General features: G+C 54.5%; 18 protein-coding genes. 5 read left to right on the top strand and 13 right to left on the bottom strand.

The annotated features are described in order from the left end of the window. Positions 1–72: 72 nt before the first annotated feature. The 6 genes from JIN87_RS18170 to JIN87_RS18145 form a co-directional block, all read right to left on the bottom strand. The gene (locus tag JIN87_RS18170) at positions 73–3,306 is read right to left on the bottom strand and encodes a TonB-dependent receptor (protein ID WP_200357027.1); all 3,234 of its coding nucleotides are present in this window, start codon (positions 3,304–3,306) and stop codon (positions 73–75) included. Between the two features lie 491 nt (positions 3,307–3,797). After that, positions 3,798–4,172 (bottom strand): DUF6768 family protein, encoded by a 375-nt coding sequence (locus JIN87_RS18165; RefSeq protein WP_200357026.1) that lies wholly within the window; start codon positions 4,170–4,172, stop codon positions 3,798–3,800. Next, positions 4,169–4,720 carry an RNA polymerase sigma factor gene (locus tag JIN87_RS18160; RefSeq protein WP_200357025.1) on the bottom strand — a complete coding sequence of 184 codons (552 nt, stop codon included), beginning with the start codon at positions 4,718–4,720 and terminating at the stop codon, positions 4,169–4,171. Before JIN87_RS18160 ends, JIN87_RS18165 begins: the two co-directional genes overlap by 4 nt. Before the next feature lie 213 nt (positions 4,721–4,933). Continuing rightward, positions 4,934–6,424, bottom strand: a complete 1,491-nt coding sequence (locus JIN87_RS18155; RefSeq protein WP_200357024.1) for a glutamate synthase subunit beta — start codon at positions 6,422–6,424, stop codon at positions 4,934–4,936. A gap of 36 nt (positions 6,425–6,460) precedes the next feature. Further along, positions 6,461–11,056 (bottom strand): glutamate synthase large subunit, encoded by a 4,596-nt coding sequence (gltB, locus tag JIN87_RS18150; protein WP_200357023.1) that lies wholly within the window; start codon positions 11,054–11,056, stop codon positions 6,461–6,463. Between the two features lie 282 nt (positions 11,057–11,338). Then, entirely contained in the window at positions 11,339–12,970 is a 1,632-nt protein-coding gene (locus tag JIN87_RS18145) for a response regulator (RefSeq protein WP_200357022.1), read from the bottom strand. Between the two features lie 269 nt (positions 12,971–13,239). Here JIN87_RS18145 and larE point away from each other — a divergent pair, with 269 nt between their 5' ends. The 4 genes from larE to JIN87_RS18125 are packed head-to-tail and all read left to right on the top strand — an operon-like array spanning position 13,240 to position 16,125. Continuing rightward, positions 13,240–14,064, top strand: coding sequence for an ATP-dependent sacrificial sulfur transferase LarE (gene larE, locus JIN87_RS18140; protein ID WP_200357021.1), 825 nt, complete (start codon positions 13,240–13,242; stop codon positions 14,062–14,064). Beyond that, positions 14,061–14,717 carry a nickel pincer cofactor biosynthesis protein LarB gene (larB, locus tag JIN87_RS18135; RefSeq protein WP_200357020.1) on the top strand — a complete coding sequence of 219 codons (657 nt, stop codon included), beginning with the start codon at positions 14,061–14,063 and terminating at the stop codon, positions 14,715–14,717. The genes larE and larB overlap by 4 nt, the downstream gene beginning before the upstream one ends. A 4-nt stretch (positions 14,718–14,721) precedes the next feature. Beyond that, on the top strand, positions 14,722–15,924 hold the full coding sequence (larC, locus tag JIN87_RS18130; protein ID WP_200357019.1) for a nickel pincer cofactor biosynthesis protein LarC: 1,203 nt from the start codon (positions 14,722–14,724) through the stop codon (positions 15,922–15,924). Between the two features lie 15 nt (positions 15,925–15,939). Continuing rightward, positions 15,940–16,125 (top strand): hypothetical protein, encoded by a 186-nt coding sequence (locus JIN87_RS18125; protein WP_200357018.1) that lies wholly within the window; start codon positions 15,940–15,942, stop codon positions 16,123–16,125. 81 nt (positions 16,126–16,206) lie between these two features. Here JIN87_RS18125 and JIN87_RS18120 read toward each other — a convergent pair whose 3' ends face one another. After that, positions 16,207–19,143, bottom strand: coding sequence for an ATP-binding protein (locus tag JIN87_RS18120; RefSeq protein ID WP_200357017.1), 2,937 nt, complete (start codon positions 19,141–19,143; stop codon positions 16,207–16,209). Between JIN87_RS18120 and JIN87_RS18115 the strand changes: the two genes are divergently transcribed. Further along, positions 19,142–19,660: a hypothetical protein gene (locus tag JIN87_RS18115; protein WP_200357016.1), complete on the top strand. Its 519-nt coding sequence runs from the start codon at positions 19,142–19,144 to the stop codon at positions 19,658–19,660. The genes JIN87_RS18120 and JIN87_RS18115 overlap by 2 nt on opposite strands. A gap of 3 nt (positions 19,661–19,663) precedes the next feature. On the opposite strand, the gene JIN87_RS18110 is transcribed toward JIN87_RS18115, so the two are convergent. From JIN87_RS18110 to JIN87_RS18085, 6 genes are all read right to left on the bottom strand, one after another. Further along, the gene (locus tag JIN87_RS18110) at positions 19,664–20,725 is read right to left on the bottom strand and encodes a PA0069 family radical SAM protein (protein ID WP_200357015.1); all 1,062 of its coding nucleotides are present in this window, start codon (positions 20,723–20,725) and stop codon (positions 19,664–19,666) included. 206 nt (positions 20,726–20,931) lie between these two features. Beyond that, positions 20,932–22,425: a M56 family metallopeptidase gene (locus JIN87_RS18105; protein WP_200357014.1), complete on the bottom strand. Its 1,494-nt coding sequence runs from the start codon at positions 22,423–22,425 to the stop codon at positions 20,932–20,934. Next, the gene (locus tag JIN87_RS18100; protein ID WP_200357013.1) at positions 22,425–22,796 is read right to left on the bottom strand and encodes a BlaI/MecI/CopY family transcriptional regulator; all 372 of its coding nucleotides are present in this window, start codon (positions 22,794–22,796) and stop codon (positions 22,425–22,427) included. Before JIN87_RS18100 ends, JIN87_RS18105 begins: the two co-directional genes overlap by 1 nt. A gap of 144 nt (positions 22,797–22,940) precedes the next feature. Continuing rightward, positions 22,941–24,353 (bottom strand): NAD(P)(+) transhydrogenase (Re/Si-specific) subunit beta, encoded by a 1,413-nt coding sequence (locus tag JIN87_RS18095; protein ID WP_200357012.1) that lies wholly within the window; start codon positions 24,351–24,353, stop codon positions 22,941–22,943. A gap of 6 nt (positions 24,354–24,359) precedes the next feature. Next, the gene (locus JIN87_RS18090; protein ID WP_200357011.1) at positions 24,360–24,644 is read right to left on the bottom strand and encodes an NAD(P) transhydrogenase subunit alpha part 2; all 285 of its coding nucleotides are present in this window, start codon (positions 24,642–24,644) and stop codon (positions 24,360–24,362) included. 32 nt (positions 24,645–24,676) lie between these two features. After that, entirely contained in the window at positions 24,677–25,804 is a 1,128-nt protein-coding gene (locus tag JIN87_RS18085; protein WP_200357010.1) for a Re/Si-specific NAD(P)(+) transhydrogenase subunit alpha, read from the bottom strand. Positions 25,805–26,155: the final 351 nt, after the last annotated feature.

Raw genomic sequence — 26,155 nt, 5'->3', positions numbered from 1 at the left:
TAAAGCACCGCGCTACAAAAAAAAACGGCTGCCGGATTTTCGGCAGCCGTTTGCGTATGAAAATCTCAAATACTAGAAGTCGAAAGTACTGGTGAGCATGAAGTTCATCGGGTTCATGATGCGAACTCGAGTTGGCAGCCCATCCGGATCGACAGCAGTCACAATCAGATCGTCGTTGTCCAGAACGTTACGAACATTGAGCTGAATTCTCCAATCAACCTTGTCATCGAAGATCTTGCGCTTGTACGCGAACCAGAGGTCGAGGTTTTCCGTAGATGGGGCGTAGATCGGCTGAGTCACGTCCACAACAGGAACATCGTCCAGACCAGTCGCGCCATACTGGGAGGCATCGATAAAGCCGTTACGGAAACCGACAGCCACTTCGTCCTGCCAGCGCCATGCGCCACCAACAGACCAGCCCTTCATCTTACCTTCCCGAGAAAAGCGGTAGTTGGTAGAGATATTGTAGCGCCACTCACGGATCTCGTGACTCAACGCGCCATCCTGGGTGACCTGCTCCAGCAAGCGCTTCCACTGCACGTTACGAGTACGCTCGTAGATGGTTTGCGGGTTCTCATTCTTGTAAGTGTTTGGACGAGCAATCAAATCCCCCATCGCAACCCATTGCGGTTCGCGAATATTGAAGTACTCGAGGTAGGATTTAAGAACATTGGTCTTAATCACCTCGTTCTGAGTCGCGTTGAATGCAATCGTCCAGCTTGTAGTTGGATTCCAAACACCCTCGATTTCAAGACCCTCAGATGAGAAGTCAGAAACGCCTGTTACATTCGGGTTCGGGCTATCGGAAACACTCGGCGTTCCACCTACGCCTGGATCTGGCTCAACAGGATTCCAGAACAGCTCGCGCATTCCCAGAGGAGGCAAAGTGTACGTATCCGCCCAGTTGATATTGTTTGGCCAGTAGCCTTGCGAAGGATCCTCAGGATCGCGCAGCTCCATTTCCTGAAGCGAATTGCGAACATTGTTGTAGAAGAGACGCTCCCAATTCGGGATATTTCCTGGTCCCAAAGAGTTGTCCGTCTGGTTCTTGGAGATCGTCTCGTACCAGTTAACCTTGAGGTGAAGCTTGTCCTCAAACGCGCCCACCGCAAAACCGTACTCGGTTGTTTCACCCTTTGGATCCGGGTGCTCAACATTTAGAAGCGAAACACGCCCTGGCGAAGGTACGAAGTTCTCAGATTCGCCATAGTGAGCGCTCAAACTGATGCCCATACGATCCGTCCACGCGCTAGGCACGTGACCCACAACACCATAGGAGAAGACGCTGTCTTTAGTCACATCGTCAGGGTCTCCTGGAAGTTCGAGAGATTCCACCAGAGCAATGTTATCGGCAGTCGTAGTTGGACGACCATCACGGAAGGAAGAAGCCTCGTCCTCACGCCAACCCGCAGTCACTACGAGGTTATTGTTGAAGAAGAAACTCTGAGCAGTGAGAGCCAGAGAGTCGATCTCCTGGCGATCGATGGAAGCGGAAGTGATCGGATCGACATGCATCGTCGCATTCACTTCACGGTACGCGCCGTTATGGCCGTCTACGATCGGCGTAGCCGATGCATCGTACATCCAAGCCTGGAACTCATTCAGACGCGGAGTCCCGCCTGTCATGACGCCCTGTGCGACATGGCCACTGGACGGAATGCCTGTGATAGCTGGGCCGAGGTAGCGCTTCCCTTGACCACGGCGGTCCCAAGAGGCAGCCGTGAAGTCGCGGTTACGATTTCCTTCCAGCACCGACTCAGCTTCACCTGTGATGGAGCTACCGTAGCTATTGCCCCAGCGGAGAACGTCTCGAGACTGCTGAGCATAGACACCGGTGAAGACGTGGCGTCCGAGCCAACCCATACCGTCTGTAGTCTCTGCGAAGTCGATGTCGTAATACCCTTTTAGCTCAAGGGCTTCACGCATGCTTTCAGTACCGCTCATTCGCTCGGTCATGGTGACGTAAGGACGGCCTACATACGGATTAAGCGGATCCATGGTGCCGCCTGCTCCGTCGCTAACGAAGTAAGGCAGGTAGGTGCTCGCATCGACGCGAATGTTGTTTTCAACCCGGTCACGCGTAAAACGGTAGTGAGTCTCGTCGTTGTAGCTAAGCTGGATACCAGCTTTATCAGTGAGCTCCTGCTCTACCGTGATATTAAACACGTCGAAGGAAATTTCCTGCGTGTTATCGATCCCTCCCAGAGATTGATTTCGGAAGTCGAACACCCATCTGGTATCATCAGTCAAAACACCGTTGCTGAATCCATTGCCCCCCTCGTCCTCACGGTTGACGTAAGTATAGTGAGAGCGAGTGATCCCATCCGGTCCCTTCGTAGCGGGAGCTGGGTCAAAACCAAGCGATGGCTCTGTCGCAGTAGGGCTGTCATAAATAAACTGAGGAGCGCGGTTTCCACCATAGCCACCGAATCCAACCTGATTGTAGTTGCCGGTAGTAGTCGGCATACCATCCTTTACCCAATTCGGAATGTTGGAAGTCGGGGAACTTGTTCTCGGACGAGCAGCATCACGCGAGCCCAACTCGAAGTTGGCCTTGATCGTGGTCTTCTCCAGAGGCTTGTATGTAATCGCTCCATACAGACGTTGCTTGTCATCATAGGCAGGCTCCTGCTTGAACTTCGCCTGATCATTCAAACCGATCAAGCGCACCGCCAGCTGATCCTCGATCAAGACGCGATTCAAATCGATCACTTCGCGATGCGACTCCCAGCTACCGAGACGCAACTGCAAGCGGTTCTCATCGCTGAACACAGCTTCCTTAAGGTTGTTGTTGATGATGCCGGCGGGACTACCCAATCCGAAAAGCATCGCATTTGGCCCCTTAGCAACCGCAACACGATTCGTATTGTAGGAATCAAAACCAATGTCCGTTAGGAAGTAATTTCGAGTACGGTCTGGATTGCCCAAGCCACGAACGCGAGCGGTGTTTGGGTTCGTTCTTTGAGCGTCGCCGCCTCCGTAATTGCCATCCGGACCCGCGACTTCTGTGTTGCCGGTATAAAGGAGCAAATCTTCTGTAGAAGTCGCACCAGTGTCCTCCAAGAACTGCTCCGTTACAATAGAGATCGGACTCGCGAGATCCTTCAAGTTGGTACGGATACGTGTACCCGCCAAGGTGCTCGTCGCTTCATAACCACGATCGTCTTCACCCGTAACCGTAAACGGCGAGAGCTCGAACACCTCTTCCTCGTCATCCTGAGCATAAGTGCCAGGAACGCTCGCCAATGCGAACGTCAGAGCCCCTCCAAAGGAGTAGCGGGCAGTTTTTTTCCATCTGTACTTCATAGTTAGTGTATAGTTTGTAGAAATTAGTATCCAAACCTGACATACATCTACAAATTCAAGCATAGCTCCGCCCCTAAGCCTTGAGTCGGCATTAACTAAGAAAGGAAGGATAGAGTGTTCCTAGCCTTCGCACTCTAGAGCTAGCAAAATGGGATACAGCGGCTACTAGAGAACTATATAAGGGGTAAGCACTTTAAAAAAAGCGACTGTCAGTTGATACAGGGTATTGGTGAGTGGGTTGGTAAGGGTGACCTGCTTGAGGTCCGAAAAAGAGGGAGGCAGACCCTCTCGCTAAGATTGTGCTGTCTTTCGTTGACCAAACAGTCGCAAAACCCACGCGATCGGTCCACCCCTTCTCAATTCAACAGTTGACCTATTTGACCTAGAGCCCCGCAAAGCACCTACAGTCTTCTAAAAACACCTCACCCCAGCCAAGCCCAGCAGGTGGAACACCCTACTACCCAGTATCCACATTCTCAGCACAAAAAACACTACGAGCCATCCTCATCCTTTTTTCTCTCAACGAGCAAAAGCTCCACTCTCTTCACCTCTCGAAGAACGCGGTTCGTATGCATCTCCATCCAGAAGAAGACTTTAAGAAACGCGTTCAACAGAATACCTACGAAGAATACGCCTAACCAAATCACCTGAACCCGCGTGTCCTCGGCATAGAAGCATTTGTATCCTCCCCAAACCGCGATCGCGAAACCGAGTACGCCATAGAATAGCCCAACCACGTTTACCCAACGGCGTTTGCCTTTAAACGGCGCTACCGCTTCCGCCATCAAGCTTTGCTCCTTGAAGAGCTCCTCCTTTTGACCGGAATCCGCGAGGGCTTCCCGAATCTTATCATCTAAGTCACTCATTTCAGTGTCCTTTCCAGTTCTTTCTTTAACTTTTCCCTAATCGCGAACAACCGCGACTTCACCGTGCCCGCGGGCAATTCCAACGCCACCGCTGCTTCCGCAACCGTTAGCCCTGATTCATAAAACAGATGGATCAACAAACGAGTATCCGTATCCATTTTCTGGATCGCCTCACTAAGAACAGCTGACTCTTCGCTTTGAGACTCTCGCTGAGTCTCCTGCGAAGCTCGCTCTTCTTTTAAAGCCTCCATCCCCTTTCTCTCGGTCTGTCGTCTACGTATCCAATCTATGCAACGCCGTCTTACGATCTGGAACAGCCAAGCTCGGAATCGAGTGGCATCATCCAATTTTCGCAAAGCCTTAGCCACCGAGACCCACCCTTCCTGGGCGATCTCCTCAGCAGCCTGGGAATCCTTGACCACGAAACTGGCAAACTTGAGCACATCCTTCGCCCATAACTCGTAGAGCTGGGTGAAAGCCCGTTCTTCACCCCCTTGGGTTCTCAGAACAAGAAGCTCAGTTAAGACCTGTTTCGAATCACGTTTCATCCTGCGTTTCCCAAGAAGTCGGGAAGCCACCACAAACGGTTCGATTAAAGTGAGGGAAAATCGCTGGAAAGCCACCCCGTAGCGCGGCGCTTCAGCCCGCGTCCTCGAAGAGCGGATCCTGCAATACAGCCTCGGGCTTAAGCACCGCGCTACGAACAAAAAAACGGCGTACCGATCACTCGATACGCCGTAGAAAGTGTTTATCGCTTATCCTTACAGAGGAAGCGTAGTCGCACCCATCAAGTGCTTATCAACGGCACGAGCCGCTCCACGACCTTCGTTGATCGCCCAAACGATCAAGCTTTGGCCACGACGAGCGTCACCAGCTGCGAAGATGCCATCTACGCTGGTGTGGTACTTGCCGTAGTCAGCCTTCGCGTTACTGCGCTCATCAGTCGCTACACCGAGTTGCTCGATAACAGTCTGCTCTGGACCGAGGAAGCCCATTGCGAGAAGCGCGAGCTGAGCAGGTACTTCCTTTTCGGAACCTTCAACTTCAGCTGGGATGAAGCGTCCTTCTGGATTCTTCTTCCATTCAACTTCTACAGTCTTGAGAGCACGGAGGTTGCCGTTCTCGTCGCCGAGGAACTCCTTAGTCATTACGAGGTACTGGCGAGGATCTTCACCTTGCTTTGCGATCGCTTCCTCCTGGCCGTAGTCGACCTTGAGTACACGTGCGTACTGTGGCCACTCGTTACCTGGAGCACGCTCTTCGCTTGGCTTCGGCATGATTTCGAGCTGGATAACATTCTCACACTCATGGCGGAGAGATGTACCCACACAGTCAGTACCTGTGTCACCACCACCAATTACGACTACGTTCTTGCCCTTGGCAGAGATGTAGTTGCCGTCTTCGTGGTTGGAATCGAGAAGGCTCTTTGTGTTCGCGCCGAGGAACTCCATCGCGAAGTGAACGCCATTGAGTTCGCGGCCTGGAACAGGAAGATCACGTGGCTTAGTAGCGCCAGTACAGATGACAACTGAATCGTAATCGTCCTTGAGTCGGGAAGCAGCGATGTCCTTACCGATCTCAACGCCACAACGGAACTGGACGCCTTCGTCCTCCATGAGCTTGATACGGCGAAGAACAACTTCCTTCTCGAGCTTCATGTTCGGAATACCGTACATGAGCAGACCACCTGGGCGATCGGCACGCTCGTAAACCACTACGTTGTGACCGGCTTGGTTGAGCTGATCCGCGCAAGCGAGGCCAGCAGGGCCGGAGCCGACAACCGCCACCTTCTTGCCAGTGCGCTTTTCCGGTGGGCTAGCCTTAACCCAACCTTCCTCAAACGCGCGGTCGATGATGGATACCTCGTGGTGCTTGATGGTAACTGGCTTCTGATTGATGCCCAGTACGCAAGAGCTTTCACAAGGAGCAGGACAAACGCGACCGGTGAATTCCGGGAAGTTGTTTGTCTTCATCAGACGCCCGTAAGCGTCCTGCCAGCGGCCCTTGTAAACGAGGTGGTTCCACTCAGGGATGAGGTTGTTGACTGGGCAGCCCGCGATACCAGTGAAGTGGTAAGAGTCGCCAGCGTGGCAGAAAGGAACGCCACAATCCATGCAACGAGCAGCCTGCTTCTTGATTTCAGGCTCCGGCATTTCCTCGTGAACTTCCTTCCAGTCGCCGAGGCGCAGGATGGGGTCACGGTCAGTCGCGTTTTCTCTGTCTTGTTCTAGAAATCCTGTAGGTTTTCCCATGGTTCTATATCTCCTTCGGTGTCTTTCTTCGTGGGGTTACGCGAGTGAGGCGAGGTGCATATCGAAGGCTTCCACCGCGATATCGTATTCGTTGTCGAACTTGTTCGTCGCACGAGCCTTCTCCATGAGGTTGAGGATGTGCTCGTAGTCGGTTGGCATAACCAGAACGAACTTCTCTAGCGAAGCGTCCCAATCTTCCAACAGCTCCTTCGCCACATCGGACCCGGTTTCCTGCAGGTGCTTCTCGACGAGACCCTTAAGTTCGGACTTGTGCTCTTCCTTATCAACAGCGGCGAGGCGAACCATCTCCATGTTGCACTTGGAAGCAAAGGTGCCGTCACGGTCGAGGACGTAAGCCACACCGCCGGACATACCTGCCGCGAAGTTGCGTCCAGTATCGCCAAGGATAACTGCGCGACCGCCAGTCATGTATTCACAACCGTGATCACCAACGCCTTCGACGACTGCAGTGACACCGGAATTACGAACACAGAAGCGTTCACCAGCGATACCGCGAATAAACGCTTCACCGCTTGTGCCACCGAAGAAGGCGACGTTTCCGACGATCACGTTTTCACGTGCCTTGAATGGAGCGGTCTTGTCTGGGTAGACAACGAGCGTACCGCCCGAGAGGCCCTTACCGAAGTAGTCGTTCGAATCCCCTTCGAGCTCGAAGCGAACACCCTTCGCGGTGAAAACGCCAAAACTCTGACCAGCGGATCCCTTGAACTTCACGTCGACTGTACCTTCCGGCAAACCGTCACCCTTGTAGATCTTGGAAATCTCATTCGAGAGCATCGCGCCAACAGCACGGTCCGTATTCACAATCTCATACTCGAGCTTGACCTTTTCGCAGTCAGCGAGAGCGCCAGCGGCATCCTTGATGAGCTTGCGGTCCACGATGTCGTGGATGAGGTGCTTCTGCTCGACAGTCTGGTAGAGGCTGTCACCTTCGAATGGCTCTTGCTTGAAGAGGATCGGAGAAAGGTCGACGTTTCCGTACTTCCAGTGATCAACATCGTCACGGAACTCGAGGCACTGGCTCTGACCTACCATTTCGTCAACGGTGCGGAATCCGAGCTCAGCCATGATCTCACGGAGACCTTCAGCCATCATAGTGAAGAAGTTCACAACGTGCTCAACCTTACCGCGGTAACGGCTACGGAGTTCGCGGTTCTGAGTAGCAACACCGACTGGGCATGTATTCAAGTGACACTTACGCATCATAATACAGCCTTCAACGATGAGTGCCGCTGTCGCACTACCCCACTCTTCTGCACCGAGAAGGGTTGCGATCGCAAGGTCGCGTGGCGTCTTGAGCTGACCGTCTGTCTGGACGACGATTCGGCTACGGAGACGGTTGCGAACGAGAGTCTGGTGAGTTTCGGCGAGGCCGAGTTCCCATGGAAGACCAGCGTGCTTGATAGAACTGAGTGGCGACGCACCTGTACCGCCGTCGTATCCAGCGATCAATACAACGTCTGCGTAGCCCTTACAAACACCCGCGGCGATCGTGCCAACACCCGCTTCAGAAACGAGCTTCACGTTGATACGCGCATCACGGTTAGCGTTCTTGAGGTCGTAGATCAGCTGAGCCAAATCCTCGATTGAGTAGATATCGTGGTGAGGAGGTGGCGAGATGAGGCCTACACCAGGAGTGGAGCCACGAGTCTTGCCGATCCAAGCGTCAACCTTGTGACCTGGGAGCTGTCCACCTTCACCTGGCTTCGCGCCCTGAGCCATCTTGATCTGAAGCTCGTCCGCATTGGTGAGGTAGTAAGAGTTAACACCGAAACGGCCAGATGCTACCTGCTTGATCGCAGAACGCATGGAGTCACCGTTTTCCTCTGGTGTGAAACGGATTGGGTCTTCGCCACCCTCACCAGAGTTGGACTTACCACCAAGGCGGTTCATCGCAATCGCGAGTGTAGTGTGCGCTTCCCAAGAGATCGAACCGAAGGACATCGCTCCAGTCGCAAAGCGCTTGAAGATCTTTTCCGCTGGCTCGACTTCTTCGAGAGGGATCGCAGTGCGGTCAGACTTAAACTTCATCAAGCCGCGCAGCGTGTAAGCGTCGCGAGATTGGTCATCAACGTTGCGAGCGTATTCGCGGAATACGTCAGTATTGTTGGTCGCAGTCGCTTGCTGGAGAAGACGGATTGTAGTCGGGTTGAAGAGGTGACGCTCTCCATCCTTACGCCAAGCGTAAGAACCACCGGAGTCGAGTTCCTGCTCGTCGTAGATATCGCTGTCGAGCGGGAAACCTGCACGGTGCTTGGCAACCGCTTCCTTAGCGATCTCGTCGAGTCCGATACCTTCGATTCGGCTGACAGTACCGGCGAAGTACTTGTCGATGACCTTCTTGTTAACACCGAGAGCTTCGAAGATCTGCGCGCCTTGATAAGACTGCAGAGTCGAGATACCCATCTTGGAGAAGATCTTGAGCAGACCGCTGTTAACCGCCTTGCAGTAGCGAGTGTAGAGGGTCGCGTCGTCGTATTCAGAATTAACTACACCTTCGTCGCGGAGAGCGGAAAGTGTTTCCAGAGCGAGGTATGGGTTAACTGCCGCCGCGCCGTAGCCAACGAGAGTTGCTACGTGGTGAGTTTCCCAAACGTCTCCCGCTTCCACTACGATTTCCGCATCAGCACGGAGGCCCTTGCGAATGAGGTAGTGGTGAACCGCGCCAGTCGCGAGGAGCGAAGGCACTGGAGCGTGGTCGCTGTCGATGTTGCGGTGAGAGAGGATGATGATCTGGTAGCCTTCGGCTGCAGCGTCCTTCGCATCACGACAGATACGCTCAAGAGCATGCTTGAGCGCGCCTTCCTTACCGTTGGCTGGGAACGTACAGTCGATCGCACGAGCTTGGAAATGGTCGTGGTCGATGTGCTTGATCTTGAGAAGATCTTCGCTGGAGAGAACTGGCTGACGGATCTCGATCTTGTGACAGTGGCGTGGACCTTCGTCGAGAAGGTTGAGCGAACCACCAATGTAGCTCTGCAGCGACATAACCATCTCTTCACGGATCGGGTCGATCGGCGGATTGGTTACCTGCGCGAAGAGTTGCTTGAAGTAGTTGGAGAGGTGCTGCGGCTTGTCGGAGAGAACTGCGAGCGGGTTGTCCGCACCCATGGAACCGAGAGGCTCCTTAGCTGTGCCAACCATGCCGGCGAGGATGAGGTTGAGATCTTCCTCAGTGTAGCCGAATGCCTTTTGGCGGTTTTGCAGCTTGTAGTTGCTCTTTGGAGTCACGCTGCCTTCCGGAGTCGGAAGCTCTTCGAGCGTGATCTTGTTGTCCTTGAGCCACTCTCCGTACGGCTGACGGGAGCTGATGTCCTGCTTCACCTCGTCGTCGGAGATGATGCGGCCTTGCTCGAGGTCAGCGATGAAGATCTTACCTGGCTGGAGGCGACCCTTGCGAACGACCTTGGACTGGTCGACCACCAAGCTTCCTGTTTCAGAACCCATGACGAGCATGTCGTCGCTGGTTACGAGGAAGCGGGATGGACGTAGACCGTTGCGGTCGAGAGTCGCACCGATTACATTACCGTCGGTGAAAGAGATAGAAGCGGGACCATCCCATGGCTCCATGATGCAGGAGTGATACTCGTAGAACGCGCGCTTGAGCGGATCCATGTCGTCCTGCTTCTGCCATGCTTCCGGAATCGCCATCATCATAACGTGAGCGAGCGGACGGCCGCTGAGTACGAGCAGCTCGATGACCATATCCAAGTTGGACGAGTCGGACATGTGGCTGTCGCAGATCGGGTGGAGCATCTTGAGCTCTTCTTTGGAGAAGGCGTCAGACTCGAGCAGCTCTTCGCGAGCACGCATCCAATTGATGTTACCGCGGACCGTGTTGATCTCACCGTTGTGGGAGAGGAAACGGAACGGTTGAGCCAAGCGCCACGCTGGGAAAGTATTAGTTGAGAAGCGCGAGTGGAACATCGCGAGGGCGGAAACCGTGCGATCGTCCTGCAGGTCGAGGTAGTACTCGCGAACCTGTGCGGTTGTCAGCTGGCCCTTATAAGTAATGGTGCGCGCAGACATGGAGATGATGTAGAAATCGTCGCCAATGCCGCTGACCGTTTCGCGGGCGAGGTGGATAGAGTAGTTACGAGCAACGTATAGCTTACGCTCGAACTCGATAGCGGAGAGCTCTTCTGGCTTCTCGACGAAGACCTGCTCTACGTTTGGCTCAGTGTCGAGGGACGCCTGACCGAGTGTTGAGTTGTCACGTGGTACCTCGCGGTAGCAGATCACGGACATGCCGAGGGTTTCGAGATTGCGGTTGAGGAGCTCGCGGCACTCTTCGCGCTTCGCCTCGTCGGCTGGGAAGAAGACCATACCTACGCCGTAGTCGCCGGCAGCAGGGAGACGGATGTCACGCTTTGAGAGCTCTTCTAGGAAGAATGCGTGGGGAACCTGGATGAGAAGACCAGCGCCGTCACCACAGCATACGTCATAGCCAGTACCACCGCGGTGCTCCATGTTGGTGAGCATCACCAACGCATTCTCAATCACGTCGTGGGACTTACGGCCCTTCAAATTCGCCACAAAACCGATACCACAGCTGTCGTGCTCCATTTCTGGGCAGTGCAGCCCCTTTCTTTCTTCGTTGTGATCGATCATAAGCCTGTTTTTGGGTTAGTTCTCTAAAATGCTAAATCGCTGATAGCGTGTATATTACACGACAAAAAAACGGCTACTATTAGTAGTCGTCATTCTGTGCATCAATATATATAATTGAATGTTATGATAAAGTACTATGGCTAATCGAACGGCCCACAAGCTAAAATGTGGGCACCCTCAACTTTCACATAATAGAGCGCAGAACTTACCACCCCGCAGACCGAGGCAATCATCAAGGGGATCCTAGGGATCTTCTCCTTGGCGCTGGCAGGGGCTCTCTCCCTATCCCCTTCCGGGACGATTCGAAGCCTGCATACTCGCGGCCCTCAGCACACCGCGGATATCTTCCACCGCAATTGGCTTGCTGAGGAGCTTGGCGATCCCGAGCTGCTCGCACCGTTTGCGGATATCAGAGGTAACGGTAGCCGTGATAGCCGCTACAAACGGTTTCGCCCCATCTCCCCCTTCTTGCTTGTCGAACAGCATGCTGGCCGTTTCGAAGCCGTCGAGATCAGGCATTCTCACGTCCACGAAGATCGCGTCATACAAATTGGCGTCGGCGAGCTGCAACGCTTGGGATCCGCTCTCGGCTTCGTGAGCTGAGTAACCGAGCTTGGCGAGAGTGGCCGTCATGAAGTTCCGGACCAGCGGGCTATCCTCGACTACTAGAATAGAAAGGGGATAAGCCTCCGAGAATCGCACGGAGTTTTCCCCCTCCAATTGGCGCAGATCCGCTTCAACCTCTTCCGGATCGCGGGAGGCGATCGTGAAGTGAAAAGTCGAACCCTGCCCAAGTTCGCTCTCCGCCCGGATCGTCCCGCCTAGCATCTTCACGAGGCGCTTGCAGATCGCCAAACCCAAGCCAGTCCCCTGATAGCGTCGACTGTAGGACGAGTCCACCTGCGTGAAGGTATCGAAAATCGATTCGAGATTCTTCGAAGCGATCCCTATTCCAGTGTCGCTCACGCGGAACTCCACTAGAGATCCCTTTATCAGCTTGGCCTGGATACGGACCTCGCCTCTTGGAGTGAACTTCACGGCGTTCCCGACCAAATTCATCAAAACCTGCCTCAGCCGCCGAGCGTCCGAAACGAGCTGGCGAGGCATCGAAGCGTCGATGTCCACCGCGAGCCGGATCCCCTTTTCCCGGGCATCGTAGGCAACCGAGCTCAATACCGACGAAATGAGGTCCCGCGGACTAAATGCCTCATAAGCGAGCTCCATTCCACCGGCCTCGATCTTGCTGATGTCCAAAACGTCGCCGATCAAAGTGAGCTGACTCTCCGCGCACTGCTTCATCATATGCAACAGCTCTCGGGCCTGCGGCTTATCACAGAGATTCTCCAGCAAGTTCACGCCTCCCAAAATCCCATTCATCGGCGTGCGGAACTCATGGCTCATCACCGCCAGAAAATCGCTCTTCGCCTGAGAGGCCGCCTCCGCCTTCTGCTTCGCCTTAGACAACTCGGACATCAGCCGGAAACGCTCGATCGAGTGGCTGATCGATCGCTCCAGCATGATCCCGGTAAGACCATTTTTGCTCAAACACTCCTGAGCCCCATGCTGCATCACCGCTCGAGCAATCCCCTCATCCTCCAAACAACTAAGCACCAGCACCGGGCAAACCGCTAGGTTCACAAGCTCCGCGAGCAGACCAAAATCCACCTCGCTGCTAAGCCCGAGATCCAGCAAGGCCACATCAAACGCCTTGTTCCTCAGCTGCCCCACCACCGCCTCCGCCGAAGGGGCCGGCACGACCGAGTAACGATCCTTCAAGCCCTTCGCCTTGAGAGTTTGCTCCAAAAAGTCCTTATCGACGTCGCACTCCTGAATCAGCAGAACGCGACGCTCACGATCCGGGGGACTCGCTGTCCACTGCTCAACCAACCGTTTGCCCTCGCCTGTCTCTATCATATCTCTCGTTTCCAGAAACCGTATCAAACTATTGCCCACATGGCCTAAAGTCCCATTCGGAAACCCGCGTCTAAAAAACACACTTTTCCCATTTTCGCAAAACCGAGAGCCAATTTCGGAGCCCGTATTCCCCCTAGTTTAACGGGAAAACTCCATGAGTCGCCAGATTTCGGCTACAATTGCTCGCCCCCCCGCAACACCTAGGTCTACTTTCTCGTTCCTGCAAAAACTACCCCTTTCGACAGGAGGGCCTGACTCCGCCAAACAACATGCCTGAACAGAATAAAATCAGCTCCCAGCTCGATCGACTCAGCGGCTGGTTCACCCAGATCCCTGGCGGCCTGACCGCATTCTCGGGCGGAGTCGACTCGGCGCTAGTGATCTACCTTGCCCGAAAATACCTGGGAAAAGATCACGCCATCGCCTGCATATCAGACTCCCCCAGCCTCAAACGGGCCGATCTGGAGGAAGCCAAAGCATTTTGCCGCGAAAACGACATCCGACTCGAGATTATCAACACCCAAGAACTCGACGACGAAGCCTACAACACAAACCCCGTCAACCGCTGCTACGCCTGCAAGACCCACCTCTACCAGGATCTCAGCGAAGTCCTAGACAAGCTCCCCGGATTCGTCGCCCTCAACGGCACCAACAGCGACGACCTCGGCGACTACCGCCCCGGCTTGCAAGCCGCCCAACAACACCAAGTCCGCTCCCCCCTCTCGGAGTGTGGCATCGACAAAGCCTCCGTCCGCCAACTCGCCCACCATTTCGGCCTTTCCAATTGGGACAAGCCCGCCAGCCCTTGCCTCAGCTCACGCATTCCCTACGGCCAGCCAGTGACCCGCGAAAAGCTCAGCCAAATCGAAACCGCCGAAATCCACCTCAAGGAACTCGGCTTCAAGGAAGCCCGCGTGCGTCACTTCGGGACAGAAGCCCGTATCGAAGTCCCGCAGCCCAAGCTGAAGGAGCTGCAGCAAGCCTTACCAGCCATAAGCCCCGTCTTCTCGCAAATCGGTTTCTCAAAAACAACGGTTGACCTCGAAGGACTTGTATCCGGGAAACTGAACAGAGCCTTATCCGAATCTAAATGAGCAACGAATTCGAACTCGATTTCAACCGTTCCGACCGCCTCGGCTTCCCCGAGGTAATATACGGAGCCAGCAAGCCACTCCCTGTATTAAGAGACATACTACAGTCCTATCAGGAAAAAGGCCTCAACGCCCTAGCCACGAAAGTACAAGCTGAAAAAGGCCAAGTGCTCACCCAGGAATTCGCCGGGAGCCACTACGACGAGACCTCCGGAGCCTTCCTACTCAAAAAAATAGAAAGCGACGAATCCGAGTCAAACGGAGTGGCAATCCTCTCCGCAGGAACTTCGGACCTCTACGTCGTCAACGAGGCCTACTACACCCTTCAGTTCCTCGGATGCCATGCAGCCCGCTACAACGATATCGGCATCGCCGGGATCCACCGCCTCCTCGGAAAAGTAGAAGAGCTTAAAAAATACAAGGTCCTCATCGTGGTTGCCGGTTTCGAAGGAGCCCTGCCCACCGCCGTCGGAGGCTTGCTCCCACAACCCATCATCGCCGTCCCCGCCTCCGTAGGCTACGGCGTGTCCGAAGGAGGCCAAGTCGCCCTCAACACCATGCTCGCCAGCTGCGCGAACGGCATCAGCGTCGTCAACATAGACAACGGCTACGGAGCCGCCATGGCCGCCTATCGCATTCTCGCTAACGCCTCCTGAGCCAATGCCAAACACACTCTACATCGAGCCCTTCTCTGGAGTAGCCGGAGACATGCTGCTCAGCGCTCTTTGCGACCTAGCAGACGCCTACGAGGAAATCGAAAAGCTCCCGCAGGCCCTGCACCTTCACGACGGAAAGATCGAAATCCAGACCCTCGATAAAAACGGCATCGTTTGCCGACATATCAAGATAACGGATACATCCGAAGAAACCCATAAGCACGACGCCCATTCACACTCCCACGGAGCTCATCGCCACCTTTCCGACATCGTTTCGCTAATCGAAAACGCGAACATCAACGACAGAGCGAAGGACATCGCCAAATCCATTTTCCAAATCATCGGAGAATCGGAATCGCGGATTCACGGCATCCCCCTGGAGAAGATCCACTTCCACGAAGTGAGCGGCGTAGACTCGATCCTAGATATCGTCGGTTGCGCCGTCTTGCTTGAAAAGCTCGATATCGCACAAACCTACTGCGATCCCATCTGCGTGGGATTCGGAACCGTGAAAACCCAGCACGGAGTCCTCCCCGTCCCCGCGCCCGCGACTGCCGACATCCTCAAAGGCCTGCCCACCTACAAGGGCGAAGAAGCCGGCGAACGCTGCACCCCAACCGGAGCGGCCATTCTCAAATACCTCAACCCAACCTTCTCCTCGCCGCCAAGCCCGACAAAGCAAATCGCCTACGGTCCCGGCCAGAAGAATTTCAACTCGGCCAACGTAGTGCGAGTTTCCCTACTGGAAAACGCCGCCACGCAAGCCCCTCCGATTTGGGTCATCGAAACCAATATCGACGACTCCTCCTCGGAACTTCTCGGCAACGACTTTCAGGACGGACTGCTCGCCGCAGGAGCCATCGATTTCCATTTCACCCAAACCCTGATGAAAAAGGGACGTCCCGGCCTCCTACTCTCCGCCTTGGGCGACGAAAAGAGCCGAGACAAAATCGCCGACTACATCCTCGAAAACACGAGCAGCATCGGCGTCCGCTACTACCAAACCGAACGCAAAATCCTCGAAAGAAGAAAGGTTGCCTTGGAAACGGAGTTTGGTAAGCTTCTAGCTAAAGAATCGATCCTCCCCTCCGGGAAAACGAAAATTAAACTCGAATACGAATCCCTCAAGCAACTAGCGCAAGAGCACAACCTTTCCATCAGCGAGCTTCAACGCCGCATCCAGACACACTCGATCCGCCAACCCTGACTTCAACTTGATAAAATGAAAAAGACACTCGCAAGCCTCGCTTCACTCCTCATCGCCGCCAGCGCCAGCGCCCACACCAGCGGCGTTCCTCACACTCACAACGAGAGTCCGCTCAACTGGGCCACGATCCTCACCGTCATCGCAGCGCTCGCCGTCTCCGCCTTCGCTTTCAAGAGCCTCCGCAAGATGTCGAACCGCTAAAACAGCGATCTAACGAAACCTTCCGCCCTCGCCTACACAGCGAGGGCTTTTTCGTGCCCAATCCCGATCCAGCAAACCGGACTAAGCATGGAAGCGTTCTTTGAGAGCCCGTCCAATCTCCTCCTGCGTTTCTGCCACCACCGGAGGAAGCGCGTGCATCTTAGATTCAACCAGTCCCCAATCCCCAGCCACACAGGCCGTTTCGATCTCCTCAGCGATCCCTCCCAAGCGCATCGCCCCGAAATTTCGCGAGCTTCCCTTGATCGTATGCGAGTGCAGGCGGGCCTCTTCTATGTTGGACCGCTCCCCGATCGCCCCCTGCAAATCGGCTAAAGACTGATCAAGCGATTCGAGGTAGTTTCCTAGCAAGCTCTCGATCAGAGCGCCATCCTCTCCGAACATCTCGATCAATTCCGCCAAATCAAACAAACGCTCACCCGCTTCCTCGACCACCTTCACAGCAGGTTTGATCAAGCTCTCCAACTCAAGAGCAGGCTCGCAAGACAAAGGCTCACCGAGGTAGAGCAGAAGCTTATCAGTCAGCGCCTTCGGACGTATCGGCTTCGAGAGATAGTCGCTCATACCCGAGTCCAAGCAACGCTCCCGATCTCCCGCCATCGCGCTTGCGGTCAAGGCCACGATCGGGACAGCATCACGCCCTGTACTCTCTTCCCAACTACGGATTTTTCTCGTAGTCTCATAGCCATCAAGCTCGGGCATCATGCAATCCATAAATACCAAGTCGTAACGCGCTTCGCGAAACACCTCGAACGCCTCCCGTCCATTTGACGCAAGATCAGGGGTGATCCCATAGCGACGGAACAACTCCTCCGCGACGAAGCGATTCGCATCGTTGTCATCCACCAGCAGAATCTTCGCCTCAGGGAATTGCGGCACCCGCTCCCTTTCGATTCTCGCTTGGCCAGAGTCCTCTTCACTCAGCGTAATTGCGTCCAGGATACGCCTTGCAGAGGCAGGTGTATGAAGCAGACGAAGCCCTTTACGGTTCAACTCCGTGCTCGCCTTTCGCGAAGTCGCATCCGCCAACATCAGAAACTTCAACAAACCTTCATCAGCAAAGCCCCCGAAAAGCTCCTCCCATTTCTCAAACCCCAAAGACTCGTCGAAAATAACGTCAGTGACCTCCCGGTTCTTTGCGCTCGACTGCTCTAAATACTCGAAGACAGACTCAAAGTCTCTCACCCACCCAGCAGGCACGCCCACCGACTGAAGAGCCCCTTGGATCGACTCAGCTAACGACAAGCGCTCCGAAACCAACAATAGACGCCTTCCATCAAGAGCTCTTTGCGTTTCAAAACCAAGCTCATAGAAAGGGCCTTCCGCAAGCCGACAAGGAACCTGTATCCAGAATGTCGATCCCTCGCCTTCCACGCTATCAACTCCAATCCTGCCTCCCATCAGCTCAACCAGTCTTTGGCTGATGGCTAGCCCTAGCCCAGTTCCGCCAAACTTCCGAGAGGTCGAGCAATCAGCCTGCGAAAACGCCTGAAAGAGCTTGCCACGCACCTCTTTCGACATGCCGATCCCAGTATCTCTAACCCAAAGCTTAACCTGCGGACCTCCACCGCCAGTCTCGGTCAACTCCATCCCCAACTCGATGCGCCCCTTTTTCGTGAACTTGATCGCGTTGTTTACCAGATTCGAAAGCACCTGCCGCAGGCGATAGCTATCCCCAATCACAGGCTCGCTCATCTTCCCCCCGCTAAGGCAAACAAAGTCCAGCCCCTTCTGAGACGCGTTCATCGCGAAAAGATTCGACACCTCCTCCAACACTTCGACGACATCGAAAGGATTGCTTTCGATCTTCAGCTTCCCCGCCTCGATCTTCGAGAAATCCAAAATATCGTCGATCAACACCATCAACGCTTCCGAACTGTGAGCCATGGTCTTGACGTAGCGACGCTGCAACTCGTTCAAAGGAGTCTCCTGCAACACCGTATTCATTCCGATGATACCATTCATCGGAGTACGAATTTCATGGCTCATGCTCGCGAGGAAGTGCGACTTTGACGCCTCAGCCGCCTTCGCCTGCCGAGCAAACGCCTCCGCTCGCTCGATCTGGGTTTCGAGCTCCCTGTTCGCCTCCATCAGCTCAGCAGTTCGCTCAGCGACAAGCTCGTGCATGCCAGTGGAAAACGTCTTCAAGCTCGCTCCCAAACTCTGCAGCTCCAAAACCTCCGACTTTCGATACCGGAAAGACTTCTCCCCACGCACCGCTCGATCTGCTGATCGAGACAGCAAGATAATCGGCATCGACAAGCGGCGAATCGTCTCACGAATCGTTCTCAGGTAAAACAAGACCAAAGCAAGGAGCGTAACCAACGACCCCGCCATCGCCATCCACTTCGTCCTGGCAATCGCTCTCTCTTGAGCCAGCAGGACCTGCTCCGCCTTCGACTCCAGTGACGAGAGAGCCAGCTCCAATATCTCAGTCTTTTCGAAAAAGTCCCATTCGTAAGATTCACTCTCCGGATCCGACAGATGCCTTCCTACCGCCGTCCGGTAGTCTTCAAATACCCGCTCCACTCGATCCCAGCCATAGCGATCACGGGCCTGCAAATCAGCTTGCATAAACAGGATCCCCTCCTCGCATCTCTGCAAGCGACTCCGTACCAAGAAGTCGACCGCGCTTTCGTCACCCAAGTCACGGACGTTGTAGAGCAAACTCAACTCACGCGCGTGAAAAATGAAGTCGCTGATCACTTGCTGATGTACCGACGCCTGACCCGACGTCTTTTGCTTCACCACCACCGTCCACGCCAATGCGGAAATCGTCGTCATGGTTATGATAACCACCACGAGGATCTTTAGAGAAAGAACCGTTAGAAGTTTCGAAAGAGTCACTGGAAGTCGAGCTGCACCCCACTCCTTCGGCACGAATCTCCAACACTCGAAGCCCTCCATCAGAATTCCCACCGCTTCGGCCTCATTTGAAAGCTTTTTTAAGCGAGAAGAGAGCTTGCAGTAGCGCCCCTCCAGCGAACACATTTCCCGCATGCCCACCAAAACCTTCCTTTCCCTCGCCACCTTCTGCGTCCTCGCTCTCGCCCCAAACATCCAAGCCGACGAGCGACTCGACCAAATTCTCAACGAACTCAAGAGCCTGCGCGAGCAAGTCGCCAACCTCGAAGCACGCCTCGAAGCGGTCGAATCGCAACCTGCAAGCAACACCGTCGCCCAGCAGCAAGCGACCGGCCCGATACAGCCACGCGAGAAGAAGACCTGGTTCGACAACATGCGCGTCGAGCTGAAAAAGGCCGAAGTCCGAGCCAGCGGAGCCTGGACCACGCCTAGCACTTGGGATGGCATTGAAACCGGTCAGAAAGTCGACGAAGTCATCGCCATCCTCGGCGAACCCACCCAACGCAAGTTCTCCGTCCGCCGCGACACCGACGAGATCCTCTACTACCAAGGCGACCTCGAAGGCACCGGCGAACTCATCCAAGGCGAGATTCGTATCTACAAAGGCAAGGTGCGACGCTTCACATCACCCGACTTCCCAGCCGAAGGCTAGACCTCAAAACTCCCATTCCATTTGCGGCGAATCAGGTCGCCTAAAAAACTCAGTCGAAACGTCAGGCAATTTCGATTCCAAACCGACACGCCGCCGACTCACCTCAAAGAGTTGGCGGATTTGTTCCGCAAATATCCCCTTTCCCGAAAACCGCTCCCCGAACGCGGTCCGATTGAGAGCTCCCTCCCTCAAATCCCGCAACCGACTCTCAACCTTGTCTCTACGATTCGGATACGCCTGATCGACCCAATCGAAGAAGATATCCTTAACGCCATACGGCAACCGTAGCAGAACATAGGTCGCCGATTGAGCGCCCGCCTCTTTTGCCGCCTTTAAAAGGGCAGGAATTTCATGGTCGTTTAAGCCGGGAATTACCGGAGCCATCATCACCCCCACTGGTATCCCCGCCCCCGCAAGCGCAGACACCGCCTCCAAACGCGCCTTAGGCGAACTCGTGCGCGGCTCCATCACTCGAGCCAATTCCGCATCAAGCGTCGTAATTGAAACAAAGACAGAACAAAGCTGCTTCTCTGCCATAGGTCCGAGAATATCCACGTCGCGAACCACCAAGCGATTTTTGGTAATCAACCCCACTGGATTCCCAAACGCCTCCAAAACCTCTAGGCACCGGCGTGTCAGCTTCAACTTACGCTCGATCGGCTGATACGGATCCGTAACTCCGCTCATCACGAGTTGCTGAGGTTTCCAACGGCTCGCGCCCAACTCCTTCTTGAGCAGCTCCGGCGCCCGCCGCTTCACCATTATTTTGCTCTCGAAATCCAGACCAGCGGAAAAGCCCAAATATTCGTGCGTCGGACGAGCATAGCAATACGCGCAGCCATGCTCGCACCCACGATAGGCATTCACACTCGCTGAAAACGGAATATCCGGACTCTTGTTGTACGTGATGATCGACTCCGAAGCATCGTCATAAAAACGAGTTCGAGCAAGCGGACGCTCGCCCTCGATTTCATCTTCATCCAACTCGATCTCAAGCGGATCAAAACGCACCTTCGGGTTCGAACTCGCCCCCCGTCCACGCTGCCCTTTTCCACCCCTCTTCATTTCTCCAGCTTATACCACGAAGAGCGAGGAACAACGATTTACCGTTTCGAAAATCTAAATATTTAGGTAGGGTCCGACCGCCGGGCGGACCGAGCTGCAAGATCGAAACCATGCGGCACTAAACACGGCAGGCACGCTCTACCCACAAAAAAAGCGCGGCCAGCAAAAGCCGACCGCACTCAAAATTTTCCGTACCCAAACGGGAACTACAGCCTATCCCGTCTTAATCGACTCGAAGAGGCGGAAGTCTCAATCAACTCAAAGGATCGCAGCCAGACTCCCGAGCTGCCATTCGAACTGAGTCCGTAGTCAATCCCCTCTGCCGATCCTGCCAAGCCAAGCCGGATTTCCATAAACCTCCGGTTCGACCCAGCGTTGCTCACCGCAGTAGTCGATTTAGAATTTATTACCTGGCCGGTAGCGTTGCGAACCGTCACCCAGAACTCTTCTCCATTGCCGACAGGATTCACATCATAAGTCACACGAGCAATCACTTCGCGACCCTTGATGTCAGAAACATCCACTTCCTGCACCCAGCTACTCGGGCTACGGACACTAGACGCATCAAGGACAATATCCATGCCCAGCCCTTGCGAGCGGTCATCTCCATTCACCTTGAAAAGCGAAGCCCCCGGAAAACTGGTCAAACTCAAGAGACGTTCCGCTTCCGTTTCCACCTCCGCTTCCCCAGTGATCGAATAAACGAAAGACGCTCCAAACAAGCAGACCCCGATCGCCGCCATAAACGGAGCCGATCGACGCGGATTAGCGATCAGCTGGATGCGGTCCTTCAAAGCGCTGGACTTGCGGTTGCCGAGAAGACAAAGCGCCCCGGCTGGAGATACCAGCGCATCGCGGCTACGCTGCATCACGCGCAGCAAAGTCATGCCGTAGTCGCGGACCGTCGTGATACTCACCGTGTTCACCACATCCTGATCGCAAGCCTGCTCCATCGAGATCTTGAACTGACGGAACACCAGCCAAACCAACGGATTATACCAATGAATGAAGCAGATCAGCATCAGAAGGTGGTGCAAGAAAAGGTCGCCACGCTTATAGTGAGTGAGCTCGTGGAGCAAAACGCAGCGCACTTCCTCGTCATTGAGCTCGTCCTTGCAAAATTTCGGGATAACCACACGCGGATTAAAAATCCCAGCGATTCCAGGTGTCTTCACGTCCTTGGAAACCAGCAGCGGCACGTTGGCGTGAATCCCGAAACGACGACGCGTATCCTTGAAGATCTCGTACAAGCGCCCGCCATTTTGACGATCGGCACGCGAGAAAAAGCGATGCAGACGAACCGCGTTAAAAATCAGATGCCCTAGCAAAACGAAAAATCCAATCGCCCAGATCAAGACCATCGCATGTTCCCACGAAAAGCCAACCAAGGTGCTTCTCACCAAATCATCCTGCGTACGGAAAACCGGCAAGATCGTCTCGCCCCAGCCTGCGTCCACCACGCCGCTTCGCAGCACGTTGGTCCAAGTGGATGGCTGCAGCTTTTCGCTCAGGTTGAAAATGCTGCCGCTAAACGGCAGAGCCATCGGCAACGACAAGCGGATCACCAGCAGCGCCCAAGCCCAGCAAAGAACCTTCGGTGACAGCCACCGCCGCAAAAACGGCAAGGCGAGCAACATCACGAAACTTAACAACGCGAACCGGACGGACGCGTCCCAATATAACCAAAATAAATCTGCCACTACTTTGCCTTTCGGTCGAGGATAGCTCTGAGCTCGTCCAAATCTTCATCCGATAACTCTTCGTTCTCGATGAAGTGGAGCATCATCGGGGCTACCTTACCCCGAAACACTTTACTAAGAAAGTGGCTTCCCTCGGTCCGTCGGCACTCCCCTTCGCTGAGAAGGCAGGAGTAGACATTCGCGCGTCCTTCGCGCTGAGACTCGATCACGCCCTTCTGCTCCAAACGAGCCAAGAAGGTGTTCACGGTCTTTTGTTTCCATTGATCGTGAGGCAGAAGTTCGAGGACTTCGGTCGCGGTCATCGGGGCATGATCCCATACGACTTTCATCACTTCCCACTCTGCATCTGATATTTTGGGGCCTTTTTCCATAGTGGGTACAACGAGACCTTAAACAGACTACGACTGTAGTATTTAGTCAAGCCCTCGATAGAGTTTGGTTGATATAGGAGGAGAAAAGAAAAAGGACGCCCGATTCCGAGCGTCCTGCAATAAAAAACTCCTTAGGTGGATTAACTATCCCTTCAGCTCATTGACCAGTGAAGAGATGGTTGCCTTCGCATCCCCGTAGATCATGCGGGTGTTCTCCATGAGGAAGAGCTTGTTGACCAAGCCGGAGAAGCCCTTGCCCTGCCCACGCTTGAGAGCGAAAACCGTCTTCGCCTGATGAGCCTCGATGATCGGCATCCCGTAGATCGGGCTGCTTGGATCTTCCGCCGCCGCCGGGTTCACCACGTCGTTCGCGCCGATCACGATCGCCACATCCACAGTCGGCATGATCGGGTTAACAGTGTCCATCTCGAGCAGCTTCTCGTATTCCACGTCAGCCTCGGCCAGAAGCACGTTCATATGACCGGGCATACGTCCCGCCACCGGATGGATCGCGAAGTTTGCCTCCGTGCCGTTCTCCTCGAGCAGCTCGGCAAGCTCCTTCACCACGTGCTGCGCCTGAGCAACCGCCATTCCGTAGCCGGGGATGAAGAGCACCGAATTCGCTGCCTCCAGAACATAGAACGCATCCTCGACGCTGATCGCCTTCGGCTCGCGGTCATCGTCGTCGCCGCCGCTAGAGCTGGTCGCTCCGAAGCCGCTAAACAACACATTACCGAGCGAGCGGTTCATCGCCTTACACATAATCACAGTGAGAATCAGGCCACTGGCGCCAACCAAACAGCCGGCCACGATCAGAACGTTGTTCGCGATCACAAAGCCCGCAGCCGACGCCGCCACCCCGGACAAACTGTTGAGAAGCGAGATCACCACCGGCATGTCGCCACCACCGATCGGCATCACACCCATGATTCCGAAGAGCAGCGAGAGACCAACGCCAGTTAAGAACAGCTTGTAAGTAAGCTCGAGATCCGAGCTCCAAGTGAAGACCGCTCCCACTCCGATCAGGATCGCAAGCAGGAGAATATTGATCGCCTTCTGGCCGCCAAACACGATCGCGCTGCCGCTTAGCTTTCCCGAAAGTTTACCGTAGGCGAAAAGCGAGCCAGTGAAAGTCACGCCGCCGATCAACATCGCCGCGTAAATCACAAATCCGCTAAAAGTCGGGTTTGAGCTCGTTTCGAGCTGATAAACCTCCCAACCGGAAGCCTTGATCTTTTCGAACTCAGCCCACGCAACGAGCAAACTCGCCAAACCGCCAAATCCATTAAAGAGCGCCACCAGTTCCGGCATCGCAGTCATCTTGACCAAACGCGCCGCGACCAAGCCGATCGCTCCACCGACCAAAAGGCCGCCTAAAATCCATTTATAGTCCAAGCCTTCCGCCAGCAGCGTAATCACCACTGCGAGCAGCATACCCGAACCAGAAATCAAATTGCCCCGACGCGCCGTTTCGGCGGAGCCGAGCATCTTGATACCGAAGACGAAAAGCGTGGCCGCTACCACGTACGCCAAATTGATAAGGTCGTTCGCTTCCATGACAGCTTACTTCTCCTTCTTCTTAAACATCTGCAGCATGCGGTCAGTCACCACATAGCCGCCCACGACGTTGATGGTAGCGAACACGAGCGCCGCGACACCCAAGATCATTCCCATCGTTCCCTGCTCTTCCGTTCGGATCGCGAGCAATGCTCCCACAATCGTGATTCCCGAAATCGCGTTCGATCCGGACATGAGCGGCGTATGCAGCTGAGACGGAACCTTACTGATCAGCTCCAGCCCCAAAAAGGCCGCGAGCACGAAAATGAAAAATAAAAGTATTAGATCCATAATGTATCCAGTTTTTACTTATTGCCTAAAAGTTATTTCGCGAAACGTTCGTGCACCACGTTCCCGCCTTGGGTAATGACGCAGCCCTTGAGAAGCTCGTCGCTCAAATCGCTCTTCAGAGCCTTCGCTTCCTTATCCCAGAAGTGCTCAATGAAATTGTACAAATTCGCCGAATACATCTGGCTCGCATGAGCAGCCACACCGCACTCGAGTTTGCCAATGCCAAGGATGCGTACACCGTTCTCGGTCACGACCTCCTCGTCCAGCTTAGAGCCTTCCACGTTTCCGCCAGACTCAACCGCGAGGTCCACGACCACGCTGCCATGCTTCATGCCATCGAGCATCTTCTTGTCCACGATGGTAGGCGCCTTTCGACCAAAAAGCTTCGCGGTGGTGATGACGATATCCGCCTGAGCGCAAACCTTAGCCATACCAGCCTTCTGCAATTCCTTCTGCTCTTCAGTTAGCTCCTTGGCGTAACCTTGATCCGTCTGCCCCATCTCGCCGAGGTCGATCTTCACGAACTTAGCCCCGAGCGACTTGACCTGCTCCTCGACCACCGGGCGTGTATCGAAAGCGTCAACACGCGCTCCAAGGCGCTTGGCCGTCGCGATCGCCTGCAAACCGGCAACTCCCACTCCGATCACGAAAACACGCGAAGGAGAAATCGTCCCGGCCGGCGTCATCATCATCGGCAAGATCCGGTTGAGACGCTCCGCTCCCTTAACAACGGCAAAGTAGCCAGCAAGGTTCGCCTGTGAACTCAAACCATCCATCTTTTGAGCCAAAGTCGTGCGCGGGATCATCTCCATGCTCACCGACGTCACGCCACCCTTCGCAAACTGCTCGATCAGCTCGCCCTCGTTAAACGGATCAAAAAAGCCGATCGCCCAAGCGCCGCTCTTAAGCGAAGCGGCATCTTCCGTCGACGGCTTGGTAACTCGCAAAACGATGTCCGCAGCAGAAAGCTCTCCCGCTCGATCAGTTGCTATCCTGGCCCCTGCGGCCTTATAGTCTTCGTCCAGATAATAACTCGCCTTGCCTGCATCCGACTCGATCACGATCTCAAGGCCAAGGGCGACAAGACGTTTAACCGATTCCGGAATTAGAGCGACGCGTTTTTCTGTACTAGAGGTTTCAGAAGGAACGAATACACGCATGGGCGCAAAGTGCCCCATAAGATGCATGAAATCAATTCAATCTTACTATCAGGAAAATTGATACAAGCAGATCTTAGCTTAGTAGATACTACATATTACTCCCGCTAATTTTCCCTAACAGCAATTTTAGTCCTACTTTTCTCATCAGAAACCCAATTTCGACCAGAATTTCGACCCCACATCACCCGGCGATGGATGTTCTTATCCTTGCTCGATCATGGTGAGACGACACTTCCAAGCCCCTCCCCACACGGCTAGGTCCTAAAAGACAATGAAACGGCCAAGCTCCCGCTCGAAAGCGTTCGCTTGGCCGCCAGGTCATCACCCCTGTAAAAAAATCGGGCCCCTCCG

Origin of the sequence: Pelagicoccus mobilis (genome assembly GCF_016595505.1) — a bacterium.
In the GTDB taxonomy this organism is placed as follows: Bacteria; Verrucomicrobiota; Verrucomicrobiia; order Opitutales; family Opitutaceae; genus Pelagicoccus; species Pelagicoccus mobilis.
This window is presented reverse-complemented; position numbering and strand designations above follow the sequence as displayed.

Excerpts from the sequence above, each read along its gene's own strand:
- JIN87_RS18115 (WP_200357016.1), top strand. The coding sequence starts at position 19,142 with ATGCCCACCAAAACCTTCCTTTCCCTCGCCACCTTCTGCGTCCTCGCT.
- larC (WP_200357019.1), top strand. The coding sequence starts at position 14,722 with ATGCCAAACACACTCTACATCGAGCCCTTCTCTGGAGTAGCCGGAGAC.
- JIN87_RS18155 (WP_200357024.1), bottom strand. The coding sequence starts at position 6,424 with ATGGGAAAACCTACAGGATTTCTAGAACAAGACAGAGAAAACGCGACT.
- JIN87_RS18110 (WP_200357015.1), bottom strand. The coding sequence starts at position 20,725 with ATGAAGAGGGGTGGAAAAGGGCAGCGTGGACGGGGGGCGAGTTCGAAC.
- gltB (WP_200357023.1), bottom strand. The coding sequence starts at position 11,056 with ATGATCGATCACAACGAAGAAAGAAAGGGGCTGCACTGCCCAGAAATG.
- JIN87_RS18145 (WP_200357022.1), bottom strand. The coding sequence starts at position 12,970 with ATGATAGAGACAGGCGAGGGCAAACGGTTGGTTGAGCAGTGGACAGCG.
- JIN87_RS18090 (WP_200357011.1), bottom strand. The coding sequence starts at position 24,644 with ATGGATCTAATACTTTTATTTTTCATTTTCGTGCTCGCGGCCTTTTTG.
- JIN87_RS18160 (WP_200357025.1), bottom strand. The coding sequence starts at position 4,720 with ATGAAACGTGATTCGAAACAGGTCTTAACTGAGCTTCTTGTTCTGAGA.
- JIN87_RS18095 (WP_200357012.1), bottom strand. The coding sequence starts at position 24,353 with ATGGAAGCGAACGACCTTATCAATTTGGCGTACGTGGTAGCGGCCACG.
- larE (WP_200357021.1), top strand. The coding sequence starts at position 13,240 with ATGCCTGAACAGAATAAAATCAGCTCCCAGCTCGATCGACTCAGCGGC.
- JIN87_RS18100 (WP_200357013.1), bottom strand. The coding sequence starts at position 22,796 with ATGGAAAAAGGCCCCAAAATATCAGATGCAGAGTGGGAAGTGATGAAA.
- larB (WP_200357020.1), top strand. The coding sequence starts at position 14,061 with ATGAGCAACGAATTCGAACTCGATTTCAACCGTTCCGACCGCCTCGGC.
- JIN87_RS18120 (WP_200357017.1), bottom strand. The coding sequence starts at position 19,143 with ATGCGGGAAATGTGTTCGCTGGAGGGGCGCTACTGCAAGCTCTCTTCT.
- JIN87_RS18165 (WP_200357026.1), bottom strand. The coding sequence starts at position 4,172 with ATGAGTGACTTAGATGATAAGATTCGGGAAGCCCTCGCGGATTCCGGT.
- JIN87_RS18085 (WP_200357010.1), bottom strand. The coding sequence starts at position 25,804 with ATGCGTGTATTCGTTCCTTCTGAAACCTCTAGTACAGAAAAACGCGTC.
- JIN87_RS18125 (WP_200357018.1), top strand. The coding sequence starts at position 15,940 with ATGAAAAAGACACTCGCAAGCCTCGCTTCACTCCTCATCGCCGCCAGC.
- JIN87_RS18170 (WP_200357027.1), bottom strand. The coding sequence starts at position 3,306 with ATGAAGTACAGATGGAAAAAAACTGCCCGCTACTCCTTTGGAGGGGCT.